Source organism: Sulfuricurvum sp. (assembly GCF_028712165.1).
Lineage (GTDB): Bacteria > Campylobacterota > Campylobacteria > Campylobacterales > Sulfurimonadaceae > Sulfuricurvum.
Genome location: NZ_JAQTQR010000027.1, coordinates 1 through 16,359, shown reverse-complemented (window position 1 = coordinate 16,359; position 16,359 = coordinate 1). Strand labels below are relative to the sequence as shown.

The following is a 16,359-nucleotide window of genomic DNA, read 5'->3' as shown; positions in this document are numbered from 1 at the left end:
CCATCCCTCCTTAGTGTGCTACCATCGCAATATAATAACAGCGCATACATCGTTCTGCTTCAGCAAGCGCCTCTTCTTGCGTAAATCCGTATTTGACTTCACGGTTATTGTCTTTGCGTTCATCCGGTGTCAAGACTTCACTGTGTTGACGCGGCAATCCCGGAAGCCACCCTTGGATTTTCTCTTTTTTGTCGTAAACCTTGAGCTTACGAAGATGATCTTCCATGATCTCATCATCTAACAAGGTAATTTCGCCGCTCTGGACATAACGTGCCATAACCGATGCGGCACGTTTTGCCTGTCCGACCGCATTAACAATCGTCATCGGTCCGTATTCACAGTCTCCGGCAGCAAAAATCCCTTTGCGGGAAGTCATATAGTCTTTCCCGTTGGTTTTGATCGTAGCCCATGAGGTACGCTCGATTTCCCACTCTTCGGGAATAAGTTTCAAATCAGCACTTTGAGAAACGGCAGGAATGAGATAATCACACTCCATCTCAAACGAAGCTCCTTCGATTTTTTCCAACTGAGGACGCCCCCCGTTCGGATCCGGAACCAGTTCATAGCGATCGACAATCAATGATTTCAAAACATCGTTTTCATCGTTCATCTTTGCAACGGCAGAGTGGAAAATAAATTCGACACCCTCTTCTACCGCTTCGTGATACTCTTCATACGTCGTGTTTTTGATAATCGTTGCTTCGTCACGGCGATAAAGCATAACAACCTTTTTTGCATTGGCACGGATCGCACAGCGTACAACGTCCATAGAGGTAAATCCGCCCCCGACACATACCAGTGTTTTACCCGTCAAATCAACGAAATTTGTCGGTAACATATGACGTTTTTGATCCGCTTCCGGTACCATGATGTCGTATTTGACTTGGAGATTAACTTTATCCAAAAAGTCGATAGCTCCCCAGTATCCCTGAATTTCAGGACGTTCATTATCACAATAGACTTTTTTAGAGATACGGGTTCCGGTTGCTACCAAAACAGCATCATAGTCATTTTCAAACTGACGCATCATATCTGCATTGACTTTGCTATTCGTGATAAAATTAACGCCAAGATCACGTACTGCTTCGATGTCTTGGTTATATTTATCAATAGGCATGCGGTACTCCGGAACCCCGACGGCTACCTCGCCGCCGAGAACCGGAAGTTCTTCGTACACATCAACGTCAACACCGTCAAGTGCCAGATAATAGGCACCCGTTAGCCCTGCAGGACCGGCACCTATTACCGCCACTTTTTTACCGATGGACGGTTTTTTCTCACTTGGGTGGAAGAAGCCGAAACCGTGATCGGTCTCATAATCGGCACCCAAACGTTTGAGCTCCATGATCGAAATAGGTTCATCAAGGTTTGTACGGCGGCACTCTGTTTCACACGGGTGAGGACAAACACGTCCGCACGTATGTGCCAATGGCATGGTTTGACGGGTTGCCATCAATGAATCATCAAAACGCAGATCTCTCACACCTTCGATATAGGCCGGAATATCGACGTGTGCCGGACACGCATCCATACAGGGTGCGGTAATTTTTGCGATGTAATTGGTATCTTCCATATGATAATGTTTGGAAGGTTTTTGCTCGGTAATACACGCCATAAACTCCGACTCGAAGTGAGTCATGAGATCCAATAACGGGTTTGGAACGGTTTTACCAATCTCGCATTTAGACGTTTCCTGCATCGTTTTGGAGACCTCTTTTAGGTGATCCATGTCCGATACCGCACCCTCTCCGCGAGCGATTTTATCGAGCAAATCGTACAAAATACGACCGCCCCATCGCCCCGGTGCACAACGTCCGCATGCTTCAGAATAAACCTGATATTGCGCTGCATACTCCGTCGCTAAACGAACCACGTCAACATCGGGGTTAAACAGCGCTACGCCATCCCAACCGATAAACGCTTTTGAATGGGCGTGTTCGTTATATTCCAACGGGAGGTTATAAGCAGATTTTTCCCAAGCATCGTCAGCTTTGCCGATGTTGTTAATTTGCTCGCCCCGCCACGTGGAGAAATAGACTTTACTCACAACGTTTCCTTATTTTTTGACCACAATGGTCCAGTCGGCTTCGTTAAACTTCAACGAATTCATGAGTTCACACCCAAGCTCTTTAACCAAATCAGCCGATTGTTGGATCGGGGTAAAATCACCAATTTCAAACAAAAAGATCAGTACTTCGCCGTTTGCAGGCTCTTGTTTGATAATATCAGACATGCGACCGTAAAAATTTTCTTTTAAATGACGTAAATCGTAACGTTTCACTGCATGCTCCTTTTAGCGGTCTACTTCACCGAAGACGATATTGGTCGTCCCGATGATAGATACAACGTCCGGAATGTAGTGACCCGGCAATAAATCTGTCAAAATCCCGGTGTGCCAGAATGACGGCGCACGGAGTTTAAGACGGTACGGATAAGCACCACCTTGGGAGTTGATGTAATAACCAAGCTCCCCTTTTGGTGATTCGGTCGCGATATATACTTCTCCTACCGGAGGACGCATCCCTTGAGTTACAAGGACAAAATGCTGCATCAACGAGTAGTTTTGAGTCATAATATCGATTTTAGGTGCCGAAATATATTGCGGTGCATGCGCCATTAACTCAGGCCCGGTTCCCTCGTACATATCGAGAACTTGATCCAAAATCTTTGCCGATTCGCGCATCTCTGCCATGTAGAGTTTATAACGGGCGTAGTTGTCCCCTTTGTCCGAAACCGGAACATTGAACTCTACTTCATCATAAAGCTCATACGGTTCTTCTTTACGGATATCCCACTCAACACCTGAAGCACGGAGCATTACTCCCGAACATCCCCAGCTCAAGGCCATCTCTTTTGAGATAACTCCGACATTTTCCATACGCATCAACCAAATACGGTTGCTGTCGAGGAGGTCTTCGTAGTCTTTGATATTCTCCGGCAATTTGTCGAGGAATTTGCGAAGATCGGCGATAAAGTTATCCGGCAAATCGAGGGGAACTCCACCGATACGAACCGCTGCATGGGTCAAACGGGCACCGCAGTAGTCTTCGATCAAATCCATGAGATATTCACGCTCACGGAATGCAAACAAGAACACGGTCATCGCTCCGATATCCAGCGCCGTTGTCGCCAACCAAAAAAGGTGGGACATAAGACGGTTGGTCTCAAGAAGCATCATACGAATTACTTTCGCACGGCGCGGTACTTCAAGACCGATCAGTTTTTCAACTGCCAAAGCAAATCCGTAGTTGTTTGAACTGGATGCAATATAGTCCATACGGTCAGTGGTCGGCATGAATTCATTGTAAATCATGTTCTCTGCCATCTTCTCCATACCACGGTGAAGGTATCCGATATCCGGATGGGCTTTTGTGATTTGCTCTTGTTGCAAATGGAGCATCAAACGTAATTGTCCGTGCGCCGATGGATGCTGAGGACCGAAGTTGAGAATCAACTCATTGTCATCACGGTCAAATGTAATGTTTTCGAAAAAAGGTCTAAGTCTATTGGCTTGTTGCATACGTGATCCTTAACGGTCGCGATCAGAGATCACGACACTCTTCTCTGCGTCAAATTTTTCGATCAAGAAGACACCACCCTCTTCTTGGTAAACAAGCGGAGTATCCGGCTCGCCTTGGCTGATATCGGCACCGCGCGGTACTTCGTGACCCAATCTTGCAAAACGTTCGGTGTCATAGCGATCAACACGTGCAGGATCGCGGTTTTCAGGTCCGATAATCTCACGCGCCTCTTTACCGAAGATTTTATCGACTTCATACCACTGCGCAAATTCATCCCCTTGGAGAGGATAGGTTTTACGAAGCGGGAAGCCTTCCCAGTCATCCGGCATCAAAATACGTTTCATAAACGGGTGGTTATTCACAACGACACCGAACATGTCATACATCTCGCGCTCAGACCAGTCAGCAGATCGAAACAGTTTCTCAACGCTTTGGATCGACTCTTTTTCACCGATTTTGCATTTTACGCGAATACGTTTGCGCTTAGACATACTGAGCATTTGGTAGAAAATCTCAAATTTTCCTTCCGTAGCCAACCAATCAATCGCAGACATTTCAGAGAGCTGATTGTATGAAAGCTCATTTTTCATCAGTTCAATTACACCAAAGTTGTCCACAGCATTGATGACGACCACCATTTGACCCACTTGGATATACGCATCCAATACGTCAAATTTTGCTTTGATCGCTTCGAGATCCGCAGCAAATACCGCATCTTCGCTCACATCGCTCTTCGCTACCTGAGGGGCAACCCAATAGCGATCTGTATAATAGGGTTTTTTCTGTACGTCGTCTTTAGGGGTGTAAGCTCTCATTACATCAACCTTTTTGGTTTTTGAGCGCGTGACGCACTCTCTTTACGAATTTTTTGCTGTAACAGCAATACGCCATATTGCAAGGTTTCAGGACGTGGTGCACATCCCGGTAGATAGAGATCAACAGGGATAACACGATCGACACCTTGAACCGTAGCGTAAGTATTGAACATACCGCCTGTGTTAGCGCATGAACCCATAGAGATAACCCATTTAGGTTCTGTCATTTGATCGTACAAACGGCGAATAAACTCCGCATGTTTTTTCGTCAATGTCCCTGCAACAACCATGAGTTCAGCCTGACGCGGAGAAGCCCGGAAGATCGTACCGAAACGGTCAAAGTCATAACGGGATGCCCCTGAAGCCATCATTTCAATACCACAGCATGCCAAACCGTATGTCAATGCCCAGATAGAGTTTGATCGACCCCAGTTGACCACTTTATCGATTGTTGTCAATGCGACGGGAAGTCCGCCGTCTTTAAGATAATTTACTTGATGTTGTGCCATTCGAGTGCCCCTTTTTTCCACGCATAAACAAATCCGATAGCCAACAAGACGATAAACATCATCATCTCGCTAAAGCCGAACCATCCGAGTAATTTAAAATCAATTGCCCACGGAAACATAAATACAATTTCCACATCAAACAATAAAAACAACAACGCAAACAGGTAAAACTGTGTCGAAATACGGTTCGGCTGTTTGGTCACCTCCGGTCCGCATTCGTAGACCGAGAGTTTTATTTTTTCAGTATCTTTGGCCGCTAATGCGCGGCTGGCTAAGCGTGCGATGACTGTTGTGGTATAGAATGCCCCAAACGTCAATACAAACAGTACAAATACCCCAAAATAAGGATTTGCTACGTGGTAATGCTCCATAGTTCTGACCTTTACGTGGTTAATGGCCTATCCTGCGTCAAGAAAGCTTCCTGCCACAGGATACGGTTTTAGATAAAAACAGTTGTTGCACTATAACAAAAAGAGAATTAAAGCAAACCCTTAATCATTTATCAATCATTTATATTTTTTGGCTTCTGTCACAATAGGAAACACCTAAAACGTGTACTTTAGCGACAAGTGTTATTATTTGTAACAAAATAGAATACGATGCATTAAATATGTCACAAATTTCTACATTTCATCAAAAAGATGAAATATATTCATGCGCCATTCTAATTGAAGATGAGAAGGAAATTAGATTTTTTCTTGAAGCATACGATCCAAAGTTGCGAATACACCGTCACTTGCATGTTCCATCTCTTCAAAAACTTTGACAAAACGTTCTGAACCGATGCTCTCAGTCTTCATCAAATCAAAAATTTTGTGAGTTGAGTTATGAACAATCGAATGCGGTGATTCAAGTGCCGAATAACTTGCGGTTTTTTTGAAAAACTCAGCCCCTTCACCTTCGTAATACCATTTACCGAGACGGCAGTTATGATGGTCAACAAAACTAAACTGCTCTTTTCGGGTGATGGCTGAAAGGTAGGTATTCACTTTCCAAACAATATGATCCAATTTTGCCAGACTCATAAATATCCGTTCCGCCGTATGTTCCGTACTGGCAAACGTTTTACGCATCATCTGCGCATTATGTTCCATATTTGTATTGAAGCTTCCGATAGATTGATTCGATTCCTCAATGCTCTCTTGTACTTGCTCAAATTTTTCCCCAATCGTTGTAACATCCTGTTTCATTGACTGTAATGAAATATTGATTTCGCTGATTGCCTTATCCGTTCGATCTGCGAGTTTGCGTACTTCGTCTGCAACAACGGCAAATCCTCGTCCGTGTTCTCCTGCCCGAGCCGCTTCAATCGCAGCGTTAAGGGCAAGCAAGTTCGTTTGATCGGATATATCTTTAATCAAGACTAAGATGCTTGCCACATCCTGCGCACGTTCCGATAATGCATGAACCGTTTCCATTGACTCAAGTGCCAAGCCGTTTAGACCTTCTAATGTATTCGAAATACCCGATGCTTTATGTCCGAGATCGACAATATTTTCCAGTAATGCGGTGGATTGTGCAATGTTTTCTTTTGAGGATACGACGGATGAGGCCATATTTCCCTGAACATCGATCAAATTTTTCTTGATCTGTTCATTTTGATAAGTCATCATGAGCGATGCGTTATCACATTTGCTTTGATCAGCCTGTTGCTGAAGGAGGATATCTTGTTCGCGGAGGCGTGTTTCTAGACGTTTGTTCTCTTCTTGGAGTGTATTATTTTCTTTTTTGACACTTTCCAACTCATTTTTTAAAGCTGTATCATCTCCAAACCAACCCATGAGAACCCCTTCTTACTGATGTAAGAAAATTATACTCTGCTTAAATCACAAATACATCACAATGATCAGTGATTAATAAATCCCATCGATTTTTCACCTTCGAAACTTCCTGAACGCTCTTTTTGGATTTCGGCAATAAAGTCTTCGTGTTTGAATGTCCCCTCTTTTCTCGCGGCGACATGATACGCCGTATTTTTGACGATCAAATTAATTTGACCTCCGGTGAGCGGGTAGGCTGCGAGTTTTTCAACGTCAAATCCGCTTTCATACGGTGCATTTTTCGGAAGCATCATTTTCCAAAGAGTAAGACGCTGTTTTTGATCCGGTTTTTTAAATTCGATTTTGTAATTGAATCGGCGGGAAAAAGCCTGATCAATGTTTTCAAGCAGATTGGTCGTCGCGATCAAAATCCCCTGAAACTTCTCAATCTGCTCCAAAAAGATATTCTGCATCTGATTGTGCATCTGATCGGCGGAAGAACCGACCCCTGAAGAACGTGAAGAGAGAAACTGATCCGCTTCGTTGAGCAATAAGATCGGCTCTGTTTTGGTTTGACGGGTTAAATCGGCGTAGGTATCAAAAATTTTACGAACATTTTTTTCCGATTCTCCCACATACATCGAAAGGATTTTGGAACAGTCAAAGCTCAGAACCTGTCGTTTCAATGAACGGGATAAAGAGTGTGCCGTAAGAGTTTTTCCCGTTCCCGGAGGGCCGTAAAAAATGATTCGTGCATCGATTCCCGCTTTTTTATCTTTGATCCCCCATTCATGAAGACGGGCTATCACTTCCCGATCCAGCTGACGCATGAGGTTTTGAAGCGTTTGCTCCGTTGTCGGATTTAATACGACATTTTCCAATGATGTTGTCGGTTCGATCAGTTCAAAAATCTCCTGCTCTTTAATCAGCATATCGAGTTTGAGTTTGCGTACTTTTTTCTTTTTCTGCGGATGCATAATCGACTGAAGTACCTCATCGACAATGTAAAAAGCGCGGCTGATACCGCCGAACGGATTGAGCATCTCCTCATAATCGATCACTTCTTCGTTGATCAAGCGGGCGCCGTCTTCGAGCAGGGCACGGTTTTTAATCCGCTCGTAATCATCAAAACTGATCAGATCGATCAGAGTGTTCATCTCCCGCAAATTCCCCTCGGTTGCACTGTACTCTTCTTTGAGCAGAGCCAAAAAAATCACCTGTTCTTTGGGCTCAAGTTTCTTTTGTTTGAAAAAACGATCCAGGACTACATCGAGTGATGTCTGCGCAATCCGTTCATCAATCCGTTTTTCGAGAAGATCGAGTTTGTTTTGGATACGGTTGATCCCTAGAGAATGCTCGTTTCCATTGTGTCGGATAATAGACATCTTTTGATACAGCTCGATACGGAAAAACTGATCTTGCAGGTATTCCAAATGATCGGCATAGGGTTTTATGTCCGGAAGCGTCATCTCCAACGACCCCTCTTCGAGGAGTTTCATAAAGACCGAGGTAAGTGCCACAGGAGTGTTATAAAGTTCTAAGTGTGACATATCACTGATTTTGATCGGTGTAAAGGAGTGATGGGTAATCCACCCAAGTTCTAACAGTGTTTTGACCTCTCCGAAATGGCTAAGATACGAATAGTCATCCGCTCCGTGAAGCTCTTGGAGGAGTTCCGCAACGATAGCATCTTCCTGAGACTGTAAAAATTTGCGAGTCAAAAGCTGCAATATTTTTGCCTCTTCCACTGTACATTTGAGCTGTGAAAAGATATGGGTTTTTTCGATGGTTTTATTGTCTAGAAAATCGATAAGGTATTTCAATAGTTTCCTTGTTTTAATACTCGTTTGAGTACTTTTCCCGTAGCGGTCTTAGGGAGTGATTCTACCACGGTAATGGTTTTAGGGATTTTAAATGATGCCAAATGTTCTTTTAACTGCGATTTAATTTGTGCAGGTGTTGCATCAGCATATCCTTCTTCGAGTTCAACAAACGCAACCGGGACTTCTCCGCTATGCGGATCGCTTATACCGATAACCGCGGCCAGTTTGACTGAGGGAAGCAACATCATTTGCTCTTCAATCTGACGAGGATAGATATTGATCCCTTTTGAAATGATCAAATCTTTAATCCGATCAACGATATAAATATACCCCTCTTTGTCTATTTTTGCAATGTCCCCTGTGCGGAGCCAGCCATTATGAATCGTATCTGCGGTAGCTTCCGGATTGTTCAGATACCCTTGCATCACACAATCTCCGCTGACGATTAATTCACCCGCTTCTCCAACGGGAAGTTCAATCATCTCCTCATTGACTATTTTGATTTTATAGCCATAAAGCGGCAACCCGACCGAAAGCGTTTTTTGTTTCTCTATAGGATTAACCGCTACCGCAGGAGAACATTCGCTCAATCCATACCCTTCCAACATGGTTGCACGTTTAAATAGGGAACGAAATCGGTTTAACGTATCTTGATTCAGAGCTGAGCCGCCTGAAACAAAAACACGAATACGGTTAAACCATAAAAAGTACCATGGAAGTTTTGCACGTATTAGAGCATTGTAAATATCGGGAACGCCCATAAATACCGTTACCCGCTTCAGAAGTGTCTGTTTGATGATATTGCTAAATGGCAAAATTGAAGGGACAATGACGATCGAAGCCCGTAAAAAAAATGGAAGTATCACCATAATCGCAAACGTGAAGGAGTGAAACATCGGAAGATAAACAATAAATCGATCGCGGGAATTCAGATCAAATCGTTCTTTGGCCCCAATAAGGTTTGAAAAAAGATTTCGGTTGCTGATCATTGCACCTTTTGGGTGTCCCGTCGTTCCGGATGTATAAAAGATTACGGCCGTATCATCGAGCTTGGCCGAGCTTGGCGTATGCGTGTGCAGATGATCGGTAAGAATTTCATCCAACACCAAATGGCACGCATTTTCCCTCGGTGCTTTATCGATCCATATCGTATGTTCGATCGAAGCTACACTTTCGCACAACCCGTCTACTTCTTTGGCAAATTTTGAAGCGGTAATCAAAATTTTAGCACCGCAATCATCCAGGATATAGCGGTATTCCTCATTTTTCAGCATCGTGTTGATCGGTACCGTGACCGCCCCGAGCTTGCTAATGGCAAAAACACTCATCACAAATTCTACGCTGTTAGGACAGATAAGAGCGACTCTATCGCCTTTTCCAACACAAACAAGTTCCAAAGCGCGGGCAAGCCGATCCACACTCTCTAAAAATTGGGCGTATGTATAACTCTTATCGTCAATAAAAATTACTTTTTTGGAAGACATCTCCTCGCTGATGAGAAAAAGCATTTCATAAAAGTTTTCGTACGGATAGTGGATCAAAAGCGATACTCAATTCCGGCTGTCACCAAATACGCCCGCGCATTGGTAAATTCACCGTTAATCGGGTTGCTACCGGTACTTTGATGTACTTCACGGTTTTGCTTCATATCCAGCAAACCTGCTAATCCTATATTCCATGATTCATCGATTTTATAGCGGCCGCCGAGAGATACGATCCATGCATTCGAATCGGGGAGTTCATATCCGAGTGTTGCGTTCGGAACCGGAGTTTCATCGTAAGCAACACCGGCCATTGCCGTCCATTTATCGTATTTTTGGGTAAGACCGAGACGGTAGCTATCAGTATTGACCCAATTTTTTGCGATAGGAGCACCGAAGATAGCCGTTGCCGTATTCACTGTCCCGTCGTAATCAAAATCTAAACTTTTATACGCGGACCAAAACGTTTTTTCATACACAGCTTCAAGAGTCGTACCGGAACCGAATGTATAGGCTGCAGCGATATTCAACGTTGCCGGTGATGGGACCGTAACACTTGCAGATCCCATATACGATACATGGGTAGGATATCCGGAAGGGAGATAATTGAGTGTCGCATTTCCTACAACCGTTAAATCAACTTTAGACCGATACGTTGCCGCCAATGAAAGATTCGGCAAAGGACGATAATTTAGGGCAAGGTTATAACCGACATCAACCGAATCTCCGTTCAAATCACGGGTAACTTGCGTGGCTCCCGTATTACTTTTAACAACACCGTGTGTATTGATAATACGAAATCCAGCGGCCATACTGACCGTATCGCTCAACGGTACGGCCAAAGAGGGATTGAGTTCAACCGTCTGAAGGGTAAACTCTTCTGCACTCGATTTTGGAACCGCACTCTCCCATCGTTTAGAAAGCCCTGCCGGTACCACAATGCTAAATCCTACACGTGCTCCTCGTTCGCCCAGTTTTTTAGAACTGAAATGCATTGTCGGGATAATAAAGTTCTCTTTTTTAGAGCTGTAATCACCGGTTGTACCTGAAAAGTCAATCGGGCTAAGTCCGATATACGTCGCATCCACTTCGAGCAGATTTGCATCGTCGTTGTACACCATTGCTGCAGGATTATAGTACGCCGCGTCGGCACCGTGCGCATTGGCCACATACGCCGCACTCAGTGCGGTAGCATTGATCGAACTCTCCGGGATCGCATATCCCCCAGCCATAACCGTCGCTGCTGCAGCGGACAGTAATACCAAACTTCTCATTATTTCTCCTGTAGTGAATAGAGTAGTTCTATCTCCTGCGCCCAGATCGTCTCGTCGATCGTTTCCAGTACCAGAGGAATGTCATCCATACGCTGATCGTTCATGATAAATCCGAACGGCTCGACGCCCAGTTTCCCTTTCCCTATGGAATCATGCCGGTCGACATGACTCCCAAGATCAGGTTTGGAATCGTTGATATGCATCCCCTTGAGATAGTTAAACCCGACTATTCTATCAAACTCTCCCCAAGTTGTATCATAGGCTTCACGGGTTCGGATATCGTAACCTGCGGTAAACATATGGCACGTATCGATACACACACCTACTCGTGATTTGTCCTCTATACGCTCTATTATGGCGCTCAGATGCTCAAAACGCCATCCTAAATTGCTCCCCTGCCCTGCTGTATTTTCGATTACCAATGTGACACCATTGGTAACACTTAGAGCTTCATTCATACTCATAGCAATCCGATCGATACATTCTTCTTCTCTGATTTGTTTCAAATGGCTCCCCGGATGGAAGTTCAAACGATCCAACCCCAGCTGATCACATCGGTTGAGCTCATCAATAAACGCTTCGAGCGATTTTTGACGTTTCTCCTCTTCGGGATGTCCCAAATTGATCAGATACGAATCGTGAGGAAGAACGTGTTTAGGGAGGATTCCGCTTTTGGCAAGATTGTCTTTAAACAGACCTATCGTCTCATCATCGAGCGGTTTTGCCGTCCATTGTTTTTGGTTTTTTGTGAAAAGAGCAAACGCTTTCGCACCGATCGCCATTGCGTTAAGAGGGGCGTTAAAAACTCCGCCCGAAGCGGATACATGAGCACCTACAAATTTAGACATAATAAATTCCTGATATTTAGTATTGGTATTTTAGCGTAGCTTGCGAATTCGATCCGCCGCTTCTTCGAGTACATCGAGGGGTTTAGAGTAACAAAAGCGAACCATATTATGACCTGCTTCGTCATGATAAAACGCACGTCCCGGAACGGATGCAACCCCTGTTCTCTCTAAAATTGCCATCGCTTTTTCAAAATCATCATTTCCAACCACACTGCTGACATCGGTCATGACGTAATAGGCTCCGCTCGGAACACTCGGAATCAACCGCGCATCACGCAATGCATTACAAAAAAGGTCGCGTTTATACTGATGAATACGAGCAAGTTCAACGTAATAGCTATCTTCCAGTTCTTCCAACCCGACCGCAGCACCGATCTGCAACGGTGCGGGAGCACAGACGTAGATGAGATCGTTGAGCTGTGCCATCGCTTCGATAACGCTCACCGGAGCGATCGCGTATCCTAAACGCCATCCGGTAATACTGAATACTTTTGAAAATCCTGAGAGTACAACGCATCGATCTTTGAGACTTGGTACACTGAGTGCCGTGATGTGAACCGCATCTCCGTATAAAAAGTGTTCATACATCTCATCAGCAAAAACGATCAAATCATGTTTCTGGGCAAAAGTTCCGATCTGTTCCAACTCTTCACGCGTATAAACTTTTCCGCTCGGATTAGCGGGATTGCAGATCACCATCGCACGGGTTTTTGATGTCACAACGGCTTCGAGGGCATTCATATCGAGGTTCCACTCCGGCGCTTCGAGACGGACATACGTCGGCACAGCTCCCAGTGATGTGAGTGTAGAGCGGTGATACCCATAATAGGGTTCAAACAATATTACCTCATCACCGGGATTGAGCAGCGCCATGCACGCCGTATAAAATGCCCCTGTTGCACCATCGGAGACCAGTACTTGTTCAGGTACAACATCCACATTGTAAAACCGTTTCATTTTAGCCGCTATCGCAGAGCGTAATCGGGGCAATCCTTCCGTCGGGGTATAGATATTGATCCCCTCATTCATGGCACGATATGCCCCATCAATCACCTCGCGAGGAACTTCGAGATCACAAACCCCCTGCGCCATATTGATTCCGCCCAATGCATTGCAGGCTCTCGTCATCGACCGAATATGAGACTGCTCGATTGTTCCGCTTAGTTCACTGAGTCGCATTATTGTCCTCTAAATCACTGATCTTTATGATGAGACCGTTCATACGGTCTTTAAAATAGGTTTCATCCGGCCGAAGGCGATAGACAATGTCCGTTTTATCGTTTCGGATGTATTGGGTTCGTATTCCGCTGCACTGCTCGCTCGTATTTTGTCCGTTATAGATCGGTTCGCCGAGGAGAATGCGTCTGAGTATATCTTTCGGGTAGTCCGGAGAGAGATAATCGCGTACAAACGCCTCTTCGCTCATACATCCTGCACTCACACACACTTTATCCTCAATCGAAATCTTCTCTACCGCCACTCCTGCCGTAAAGAGTTCCGCTTCGACATTCTCGCCGCTTGAGCGGATGTATCCCGTATCGGCAAATTTAATTTTCGGCGTTTTCAGAACGATCAGTTTCGGTTTGCTGATTTCATACTGTTTCGGTGCACACCCTACAATGATGAGGGCAACCAGACTAACCCATAGGGTAAAGAATTTTTGCATGAACACCATCCAACGCTTTCAAAATTTCGCTGCTGAGCGTCACATTCATTGCCGCAAGCGATGCGTCGAGCTGCTCAGGCGTTGTCGCTCCGACAATGGTTGATGCGACAAAATCGAACTGCTTGCTCCAGGCAATCGCCATCGTCACGGGATCAAGCCCCGCCTCATGTGCAATACGGAGATATTCTTGGGTCGAAGCAAGCGTTTTATCGTTCAAAAACCGTGCTGCCATAAGACGTTGACGGTTGTTGGGAGATTTTACATAATCACTGAACCGTCCGTGAACTTCGGTATTTTGATTGTATTTTCCGCTGAGGACTCCGCCCGCCAAAGGAGAGTACGGTAAAAGCGAAATCTTCTCTTCGCGGCACAATGCACCGATTTCGGTTAAATCGCGGCGATTGAGTAATGAAAAATTGTTTTGAATCGACTCGAAACGGGCCAATTTTTCGTACTTGCTCACCATCAGAGACTTCATCGTTCCCCGTGCGGTGTCGTTCGATGTTCCGATATAGCGTACTTTGCCGCTTTGCACCAATGCGTCAAACGCCCGCATTGATTCCTCGATAGGAATTATAGTATCGGGCCAATGCATCTGATAAAGATCGACATAATCGGTACCGAGACGTTTCAATGACCCTTCGATTGCCCGTTCGATGTGAAAGCGATCAATCGCAGTATATCCGTGACGGATCGGAGGAACAAACCATCCCGACGCTGCACCCGCCACTTTTGTCGCTAAAATCAAACTCTCACGCGGTTTAGACTTTAACCATCGACCTACCATTTCCTCTGTCAATCCGGCCAGTTTCTCTTCCGGCGGAACAGGATAAAGTTCGGCAGTATCGAAAAAATTAACGCCTGCCTCATACGCCTTATCCATAATTTTAAATGCCGTTTTTTCATCACACTGGCTTCCGAATGTCATGGTGCCTAAACAAATCGGCGATACGCGCAAACCGCTGCGCCCGATATAGCGATACTGCATAGATTCTCTCTTTATTTAATCGTTATTTTGTAAGTGTATTCTACCGTTTTTTGAGATACAATATAAGTTCGTCATATTTTTAACAGGGGACAACGATGAAAAATGTTTTAAGTGATGCAAAAAAACAATTTCAAAACATTAGCAAATTGTTAAACAGTCAGGAAAAAAGAAATAATGACTATTTTACGGAGCTGAGTATTGCAACGGAAGAGGCTTATTTTACTATGAACAGCGGTATGTGTTCGAATTCAACGGTATGTCATGAATGTGCCGATCACCGCGATTTCGTCCGTTCTATGATGGATGTTTTGGGCGAACTCGAAGTGAACGCATCGGCAGCGAATAGCTATTCCGATAAATTGTCCCAATACGCAGAACGTGTCAGCAAAATCCTAAAAAACATAGAAACCGTTCTCGCTTCATAATGGTGAACATACCGGTGGGTCATCCTGCCTCTAGTGTACTGTTCAGATATTCGTTATAATCTATTCAATGAATAGAGACCTAATAAGCGATTTTTTTCATCGTAACCTGCCGAAAGATATGGAACAGTGTATCGAACTGTTTGCCATTTTCGGCGGTTATGACGAGCCCATTGACGCCGATGAGCCGATCGAGGCCCTCATTTCCCGCCACATCCTGACATCATTTGAATCCCATCGTGAACGACTGCTCACCCCTTTGCAAAACGAACCGCTTTATCTTAACCTTTTACACGCAATCGCCGTAGGGGATCGTCGTCAAGGCTCTGCTTTTCGTCGAGCCCGAATCGGTAAGGAACGGGGGAATGAAGCGTTTGAGTTTTTACGCTACAGCGGCTATCTGACGCTGGAGCGTTCACGTGAAATGCCTCTGCAGCGGGCCCATCCGAAACAGCGGTTCAAAAAAGAGATCGAGCACCACCGCATCTCACACAAATTTCGGTTTACTTCCCCCTTCTTGCGTTTTTGGATTGCCTTTGTCGAACCGTATGGCAAGCAGATTCAAGAAGGAAATACAGAACGCTTTTTTGAGCATTTTCATACCTATTTCAATGCGTTTGTCGGGTTTACTTTCGAAGAGTTATGCGATCTGTATATCCGGGATATTTTGGCGCCGAAATTTCAGAGCGATATCCTCGATTCCGGCAGTTATTGGGACCGCGAGGTAGAGATCGACCTTTTAACCGAAACGATGGAGGGGGAAACGTGGGTCGGAGAATGCAAGTGGACAAACCATAAAGTGAATAAAAAAGAGTTTCACAAACTCGAAGAAAAATGCACCAAACTTTCCATAAGTCCGGACAAAATTTTTCTCTTTACCAAACGGGGCTTTTCAAATGAACTAAACGCCCTCCGAGACAAGCGGGTCTACCGTTTCAGTGCCGAAGATTTATTTTCGCTAACTAACCGCCGCTAACGCGCCGTACGCTTCTTGGAGAAGCTGAAATTTCTTCGTATATTTATTAATTATTTCAGGACTTTTCGTCTGAACGCGATCGGGATGATAGCGTCTTGCCAACATGCGATACCGTTTTTTCAAATCTTCCGGCGAAGAGCCCATCGGGATTTCAAAAATCGCATGATAACGGATCATCTTGTCAATCGCATCGTTTCCATATCCCCATCCGCGGTAATTGCCGTACAGTCTGCTCATAAACGCATCGTCGTAACGATAGTTGATGACAAAATGGAG

At 44.8% G+C, this 16,359-nt stretch carries 17 protein-coding genes; 2 read left to right on the top strand and 15 right to left on the bottom strand.

Annotation, left to right across the window (positions count from 1 at the left end):
- Window positions 1-10: 10 nt before the first annotated feature.
- The 14 genes from PHP90_RS06465 to PHP90_RS06400 form a co-directional block, all read right to left on the bottom strand.
- The gene (locus PHP90_RS06465) at window positions 11-2,047 is read right to left on the bottom strand and encodes an FAD-dependent oxidoreductase (protein WP_299927068.1); all 2,037 of its coding nucleotides are present in this window, start codon (window positions 2,045-2,047) and stop codon (window positions 11-13) included.
- A gap of 9 nt (window positions 2,048-2,056) precedes the next feature.
- Window positions 2,057-2,281 carry an NADH-ubiquinone oxidoreductase subunit E family protein gene (locus PHP90_RS06460; RefSeq protein ID WP_299927066.1) on the bottom strand — a complete coding sequence of 75 codons (225 nt, stop codon included), beginning with the start codon at window positions 2,279-2,281 and terminating at the stop codon, window positions 2,057-2,059.
- Between the two features lie 12 nt (window positions 2,282-2,293).
- The gene (gene nuoD, locus PHP90_RS06455; protein ID WP_299927064.1) at window positions 2,294-3,520 is read right to left on the bottom strand and encodes an NADH dehydrogenase (quinone) subunit D; all 1,227 of its coding nucleotides are present in this window, start codon (window positions 3,518-3,520) and stop codon (window positions 2,294-2,296) included.
- A 9-nt stretch (window positions 3,521-3,529) separates the two neighbouring features.
- Complete coding sequence (locus PHP90_RS06450; protein WP_299927063.1) at window positions 3,530-4,336, bottom strand: NADH-quinone oxidoreductase subunit C; 807 nt, start codon at window positions 4,334-4,336, stop codon at window positions 3,530-3,532.
- Complete coding sequence (locus PHP90_RS06445; protein WP_299927060.1) at window positions 4,336-4,845, bottom strand: NADH-quinone oxidoreductase subunit B; 510 nt, start codon at window positions 4,843-4,845, stop codon at window positions 4,336-4,338. Before PHP90_RS06445 ends, PHP90_RS06450 begins: the two co-directional genes overlap by 1 nt.
- On the bottom strand, window positions 4,827-5,216 hold the full coding sequence (locus tag PHP90_RS06440) for an NAD(P)H-quinone oxidoreductase subunit 3 (protein ID WP_299927057.1): 390 nt from the start codon (window positions 5,214-5,216) through the stop codon (window positions 4,827-4,829). The genes PHP90_RS06445 and PHP90_RS06440 overlap by 19 nt, the downstream gene beginning before the upstream one ends.
- A 315-nt stretch (window positions 5,217-5,531) precedes the next feature.
- The gene (locus tag PHP90_RS06435) at window positions 5,532-6,626 is read right to left on the bottom strand and encodes a methyl-accepting chemotaxis protein (RefSeq protein ID WP_299927055.1); all 1,095 of its coding nucleotides are present in this window, start codon (window positions 6,624-6,626) and stop codon (window positions 5,532-5,534) included.
- A 65-nt stretch (window positions 6,627-6,691) separates the two neighbouring features.
- Complete coding sequence (locus tag PHP90_RS06430) at window positions 6,692-8,428, bottom strand: ATP-binding protein (protein ID WP_299927052.1); 1,737 nt, start codon at window positions 8,426-8,428, stop codon at window positions 6,692-6,694.
- Window positions 8,425-9,966, bottom strand: coding sequence for a long-chain-fatty-acid--CoA ligase (locus tag PHP90_RS06425; RefSeq protein ID WP_299927101.1), 1,542 nt, complete (start codon window positions 9,964-9,966; stop codon window positions 8,425-8,427). The genes PHP90_RS06430 and PHP90_RS06425 overlap by 4 nt, the downstream gene beginning before the upstream one ends.
- Complete coding sequence (locus PHP90_RS06420; RefSeq protein ID WP_299927049.1) at window positions 9,966-11,183, bottom strand: outer membrane protein transport protein; 1,218 nt, start codon at window positions 11,181-11,183, stop codon at window positions 9,966-9,968. Before PHP90_RS06420 ends, PHP90_RS06425 begins: the two co-directional genes overlap by 1 nt.
- The gene (nfo, locus tag PHP90_RS06415) at window positions 11,183-12,031 is read right to left on the bottom strand and encodes a deoxyribonuclease IV (RefSeq protein ID WP_299927046.1); all 849 of its coding nucleotides are present in this window, start codon (window positions 12,029-12,031) and stop codon (window positions 11,183-11,185) included. The genes PHP90_RS06420 and nfo overlap by 1 nt, the downstream gene beginning before the upstream one ends.
- A 30-nt stretch (window positions 12,032-12,061) precedes the next feature.
- On the bottom strand, window positions 12,062-13,210 hold the full coding sequence (locus PHP90_RS06410) for a pyridoxal phosphate-dependent aminotransferase (RefSeq protein WP_299927043.1): 1,149 nt from the start codon (window positions 13,208-13,210) through the stop codon (window positions 12,062-12,064).
- Window positions 13,197-13,697 carry a hypothetical protein gene (locus PHP90_RS06405; RefSeq protein ID WP_299927040.1) on the bottom strand — a complete coding sequence of 167 codons (501 nt, stop codon included), beginning with the start codon at window positions 13,695-13,697 and terminating at the stop codon, window positions 13,197-13,199. Before PHP90_RS06405 ends, PHP90_RS06410 begins: the two co-directional genes overlap by 14 nt.
- Window positions 13,669-14,685: an aldo/keto reductase gene (locus PHP90_RS06400; protein ID WP_299927038.1), complete on the bottom strand. Its 1,017-nt coding sequence runs from the start codon at window positions 14,683-14,685 to the stop codon at window positions 13,669-13,671. The genes PHP90_RS06405 and PHP90_RS06400 overlap by 29 nt, the downstream gene beginning before the upstream one ends.
- A 95-nt stretch (window positions 14,686-14,780) precedes the next feature.
- Between PHP90_RS06400 and PHP90_RS06395 the strand changes: the two genes are divergently transcribed.
- Window positions 14,781-15,110: a hypothetical protein gene (locus PHP90_RS06395; RefSeq protein WP_299927035.1), complete on the top strand. Its 330-nt coding sequence runs from the start codon at window positions 14,781-14,783 to the stop codon at window positions 15,108-15,110.
- 67 nt (window positions 15,111-15,177) lie between these two features.
- Entirely contained in the window at window positions 15,178-16,083 is a 906-nt protein-coding gene (locus tag PHP90_RS06390; protein ID WP_299927032.1) for a DUF234 domain-containing protein, read from the top strand.
- On the opposite strand, the gene PHP90_RS06385 is transcribed toward PHP90_RS06390, so the two are convergent.
- Window positions 16,066-16,359, bottom strand: a 294-nt coding sequence (locus tag PHP90_RS06385; RefSeq protein ID WP_299927029.1) for a J domain-containing protein, incomplete at its 5' end; no start/stop codon positions are given. The two genes, PHP90_RS06390 and PHP90_RS06385, sit on opposite strands and share 18 nt — an antisense overlap.

Bases quoted from the DNA above. Each gene is read 5' to 3' on its own strand.
- PHP90_RS06395 (WP_299927035.1), top strand. From the start codon at position 14,781: ATGAAAAATGTTTTAAGTGATGCAAAAAAACAATTTCAAAACATTAGC.
- PHP90_RS06410 (WP_299927043.1), bottom strand. From the start codon at position 13,210: ATGCGACTCAGTGAACTAAGCGGAACAATCGAGCAGTCTCATATTCGG.
- nfo (WP_299927046.1), bottom strand. From the start codon at position 12,031: ATGTCTAAATTTGTAGGTGCTCATGTATCCGCTTCGGGCGGAGTTTTT.
- nuoD (WP_299927064.1), bottom strand. From the start codon at position 3,520: ATGCAACAAGCCAATAGACTTAGACCTTTTTTCGAAAACATTACATTT.
- PHP90_RS06405 (WP_299927040.1), bottom strand. From the start codon at position 13,697: ATGCAAAAATTCTTTACCCTATGGGTTAGTCTGGTTGCCCTCATCATT.
- PHP90_RS06450 (WP_299927063.1), bottom strand. From the start codon at position 4,336: ATGAGAGCTTACACCCCTAAAGACGACGTACAGAAAAAACCCTATTAT.
- PHP90_RS06435 (WP_299927055.1), bottom strand. From the start codon at position 6,626: ATGGGTTGGTTTGGAGATGATACAGCTTTAAAAAATGAGTTGGAAAGT.
- PHP90_RS06390 (WP_299927032.1), top strand. From the start codon at position 15,178: ATGAATAGAGACCTAATAAGCGATTTTTTTCATCGTAACCTGCCGAAA.
- PHP90_RS06400 (WP_299927038.1), bottom strand. From the start codon at position 14,685: ATGCAGTATCGCTATATCGGGCGCAGCGGTTTGCGCGTATCGCCGATT.
- PHP90_RS06445 (WP_299927060.1), bottom strand. From the start codon at position 4,845: ATGGCACAACATCAAGTAAATTATCTTAAAGACGGCGGACTTCCCGTC.
- PHP90_RS06420 (WP_299927049.1), bottom strand. From the start codon at position 11,183: ATGAGAAGTTTGGTATTACTGTCCGCTGCAGCAGCGACGGTTATGGCT.
- PHP90_RS06440 (WP_299927057.1), bottom strand. From the start codon at position 5,216: ATGGAGCATTACCACGTAGCAAATCCTTATTTTGGGGTATTTGTACTG.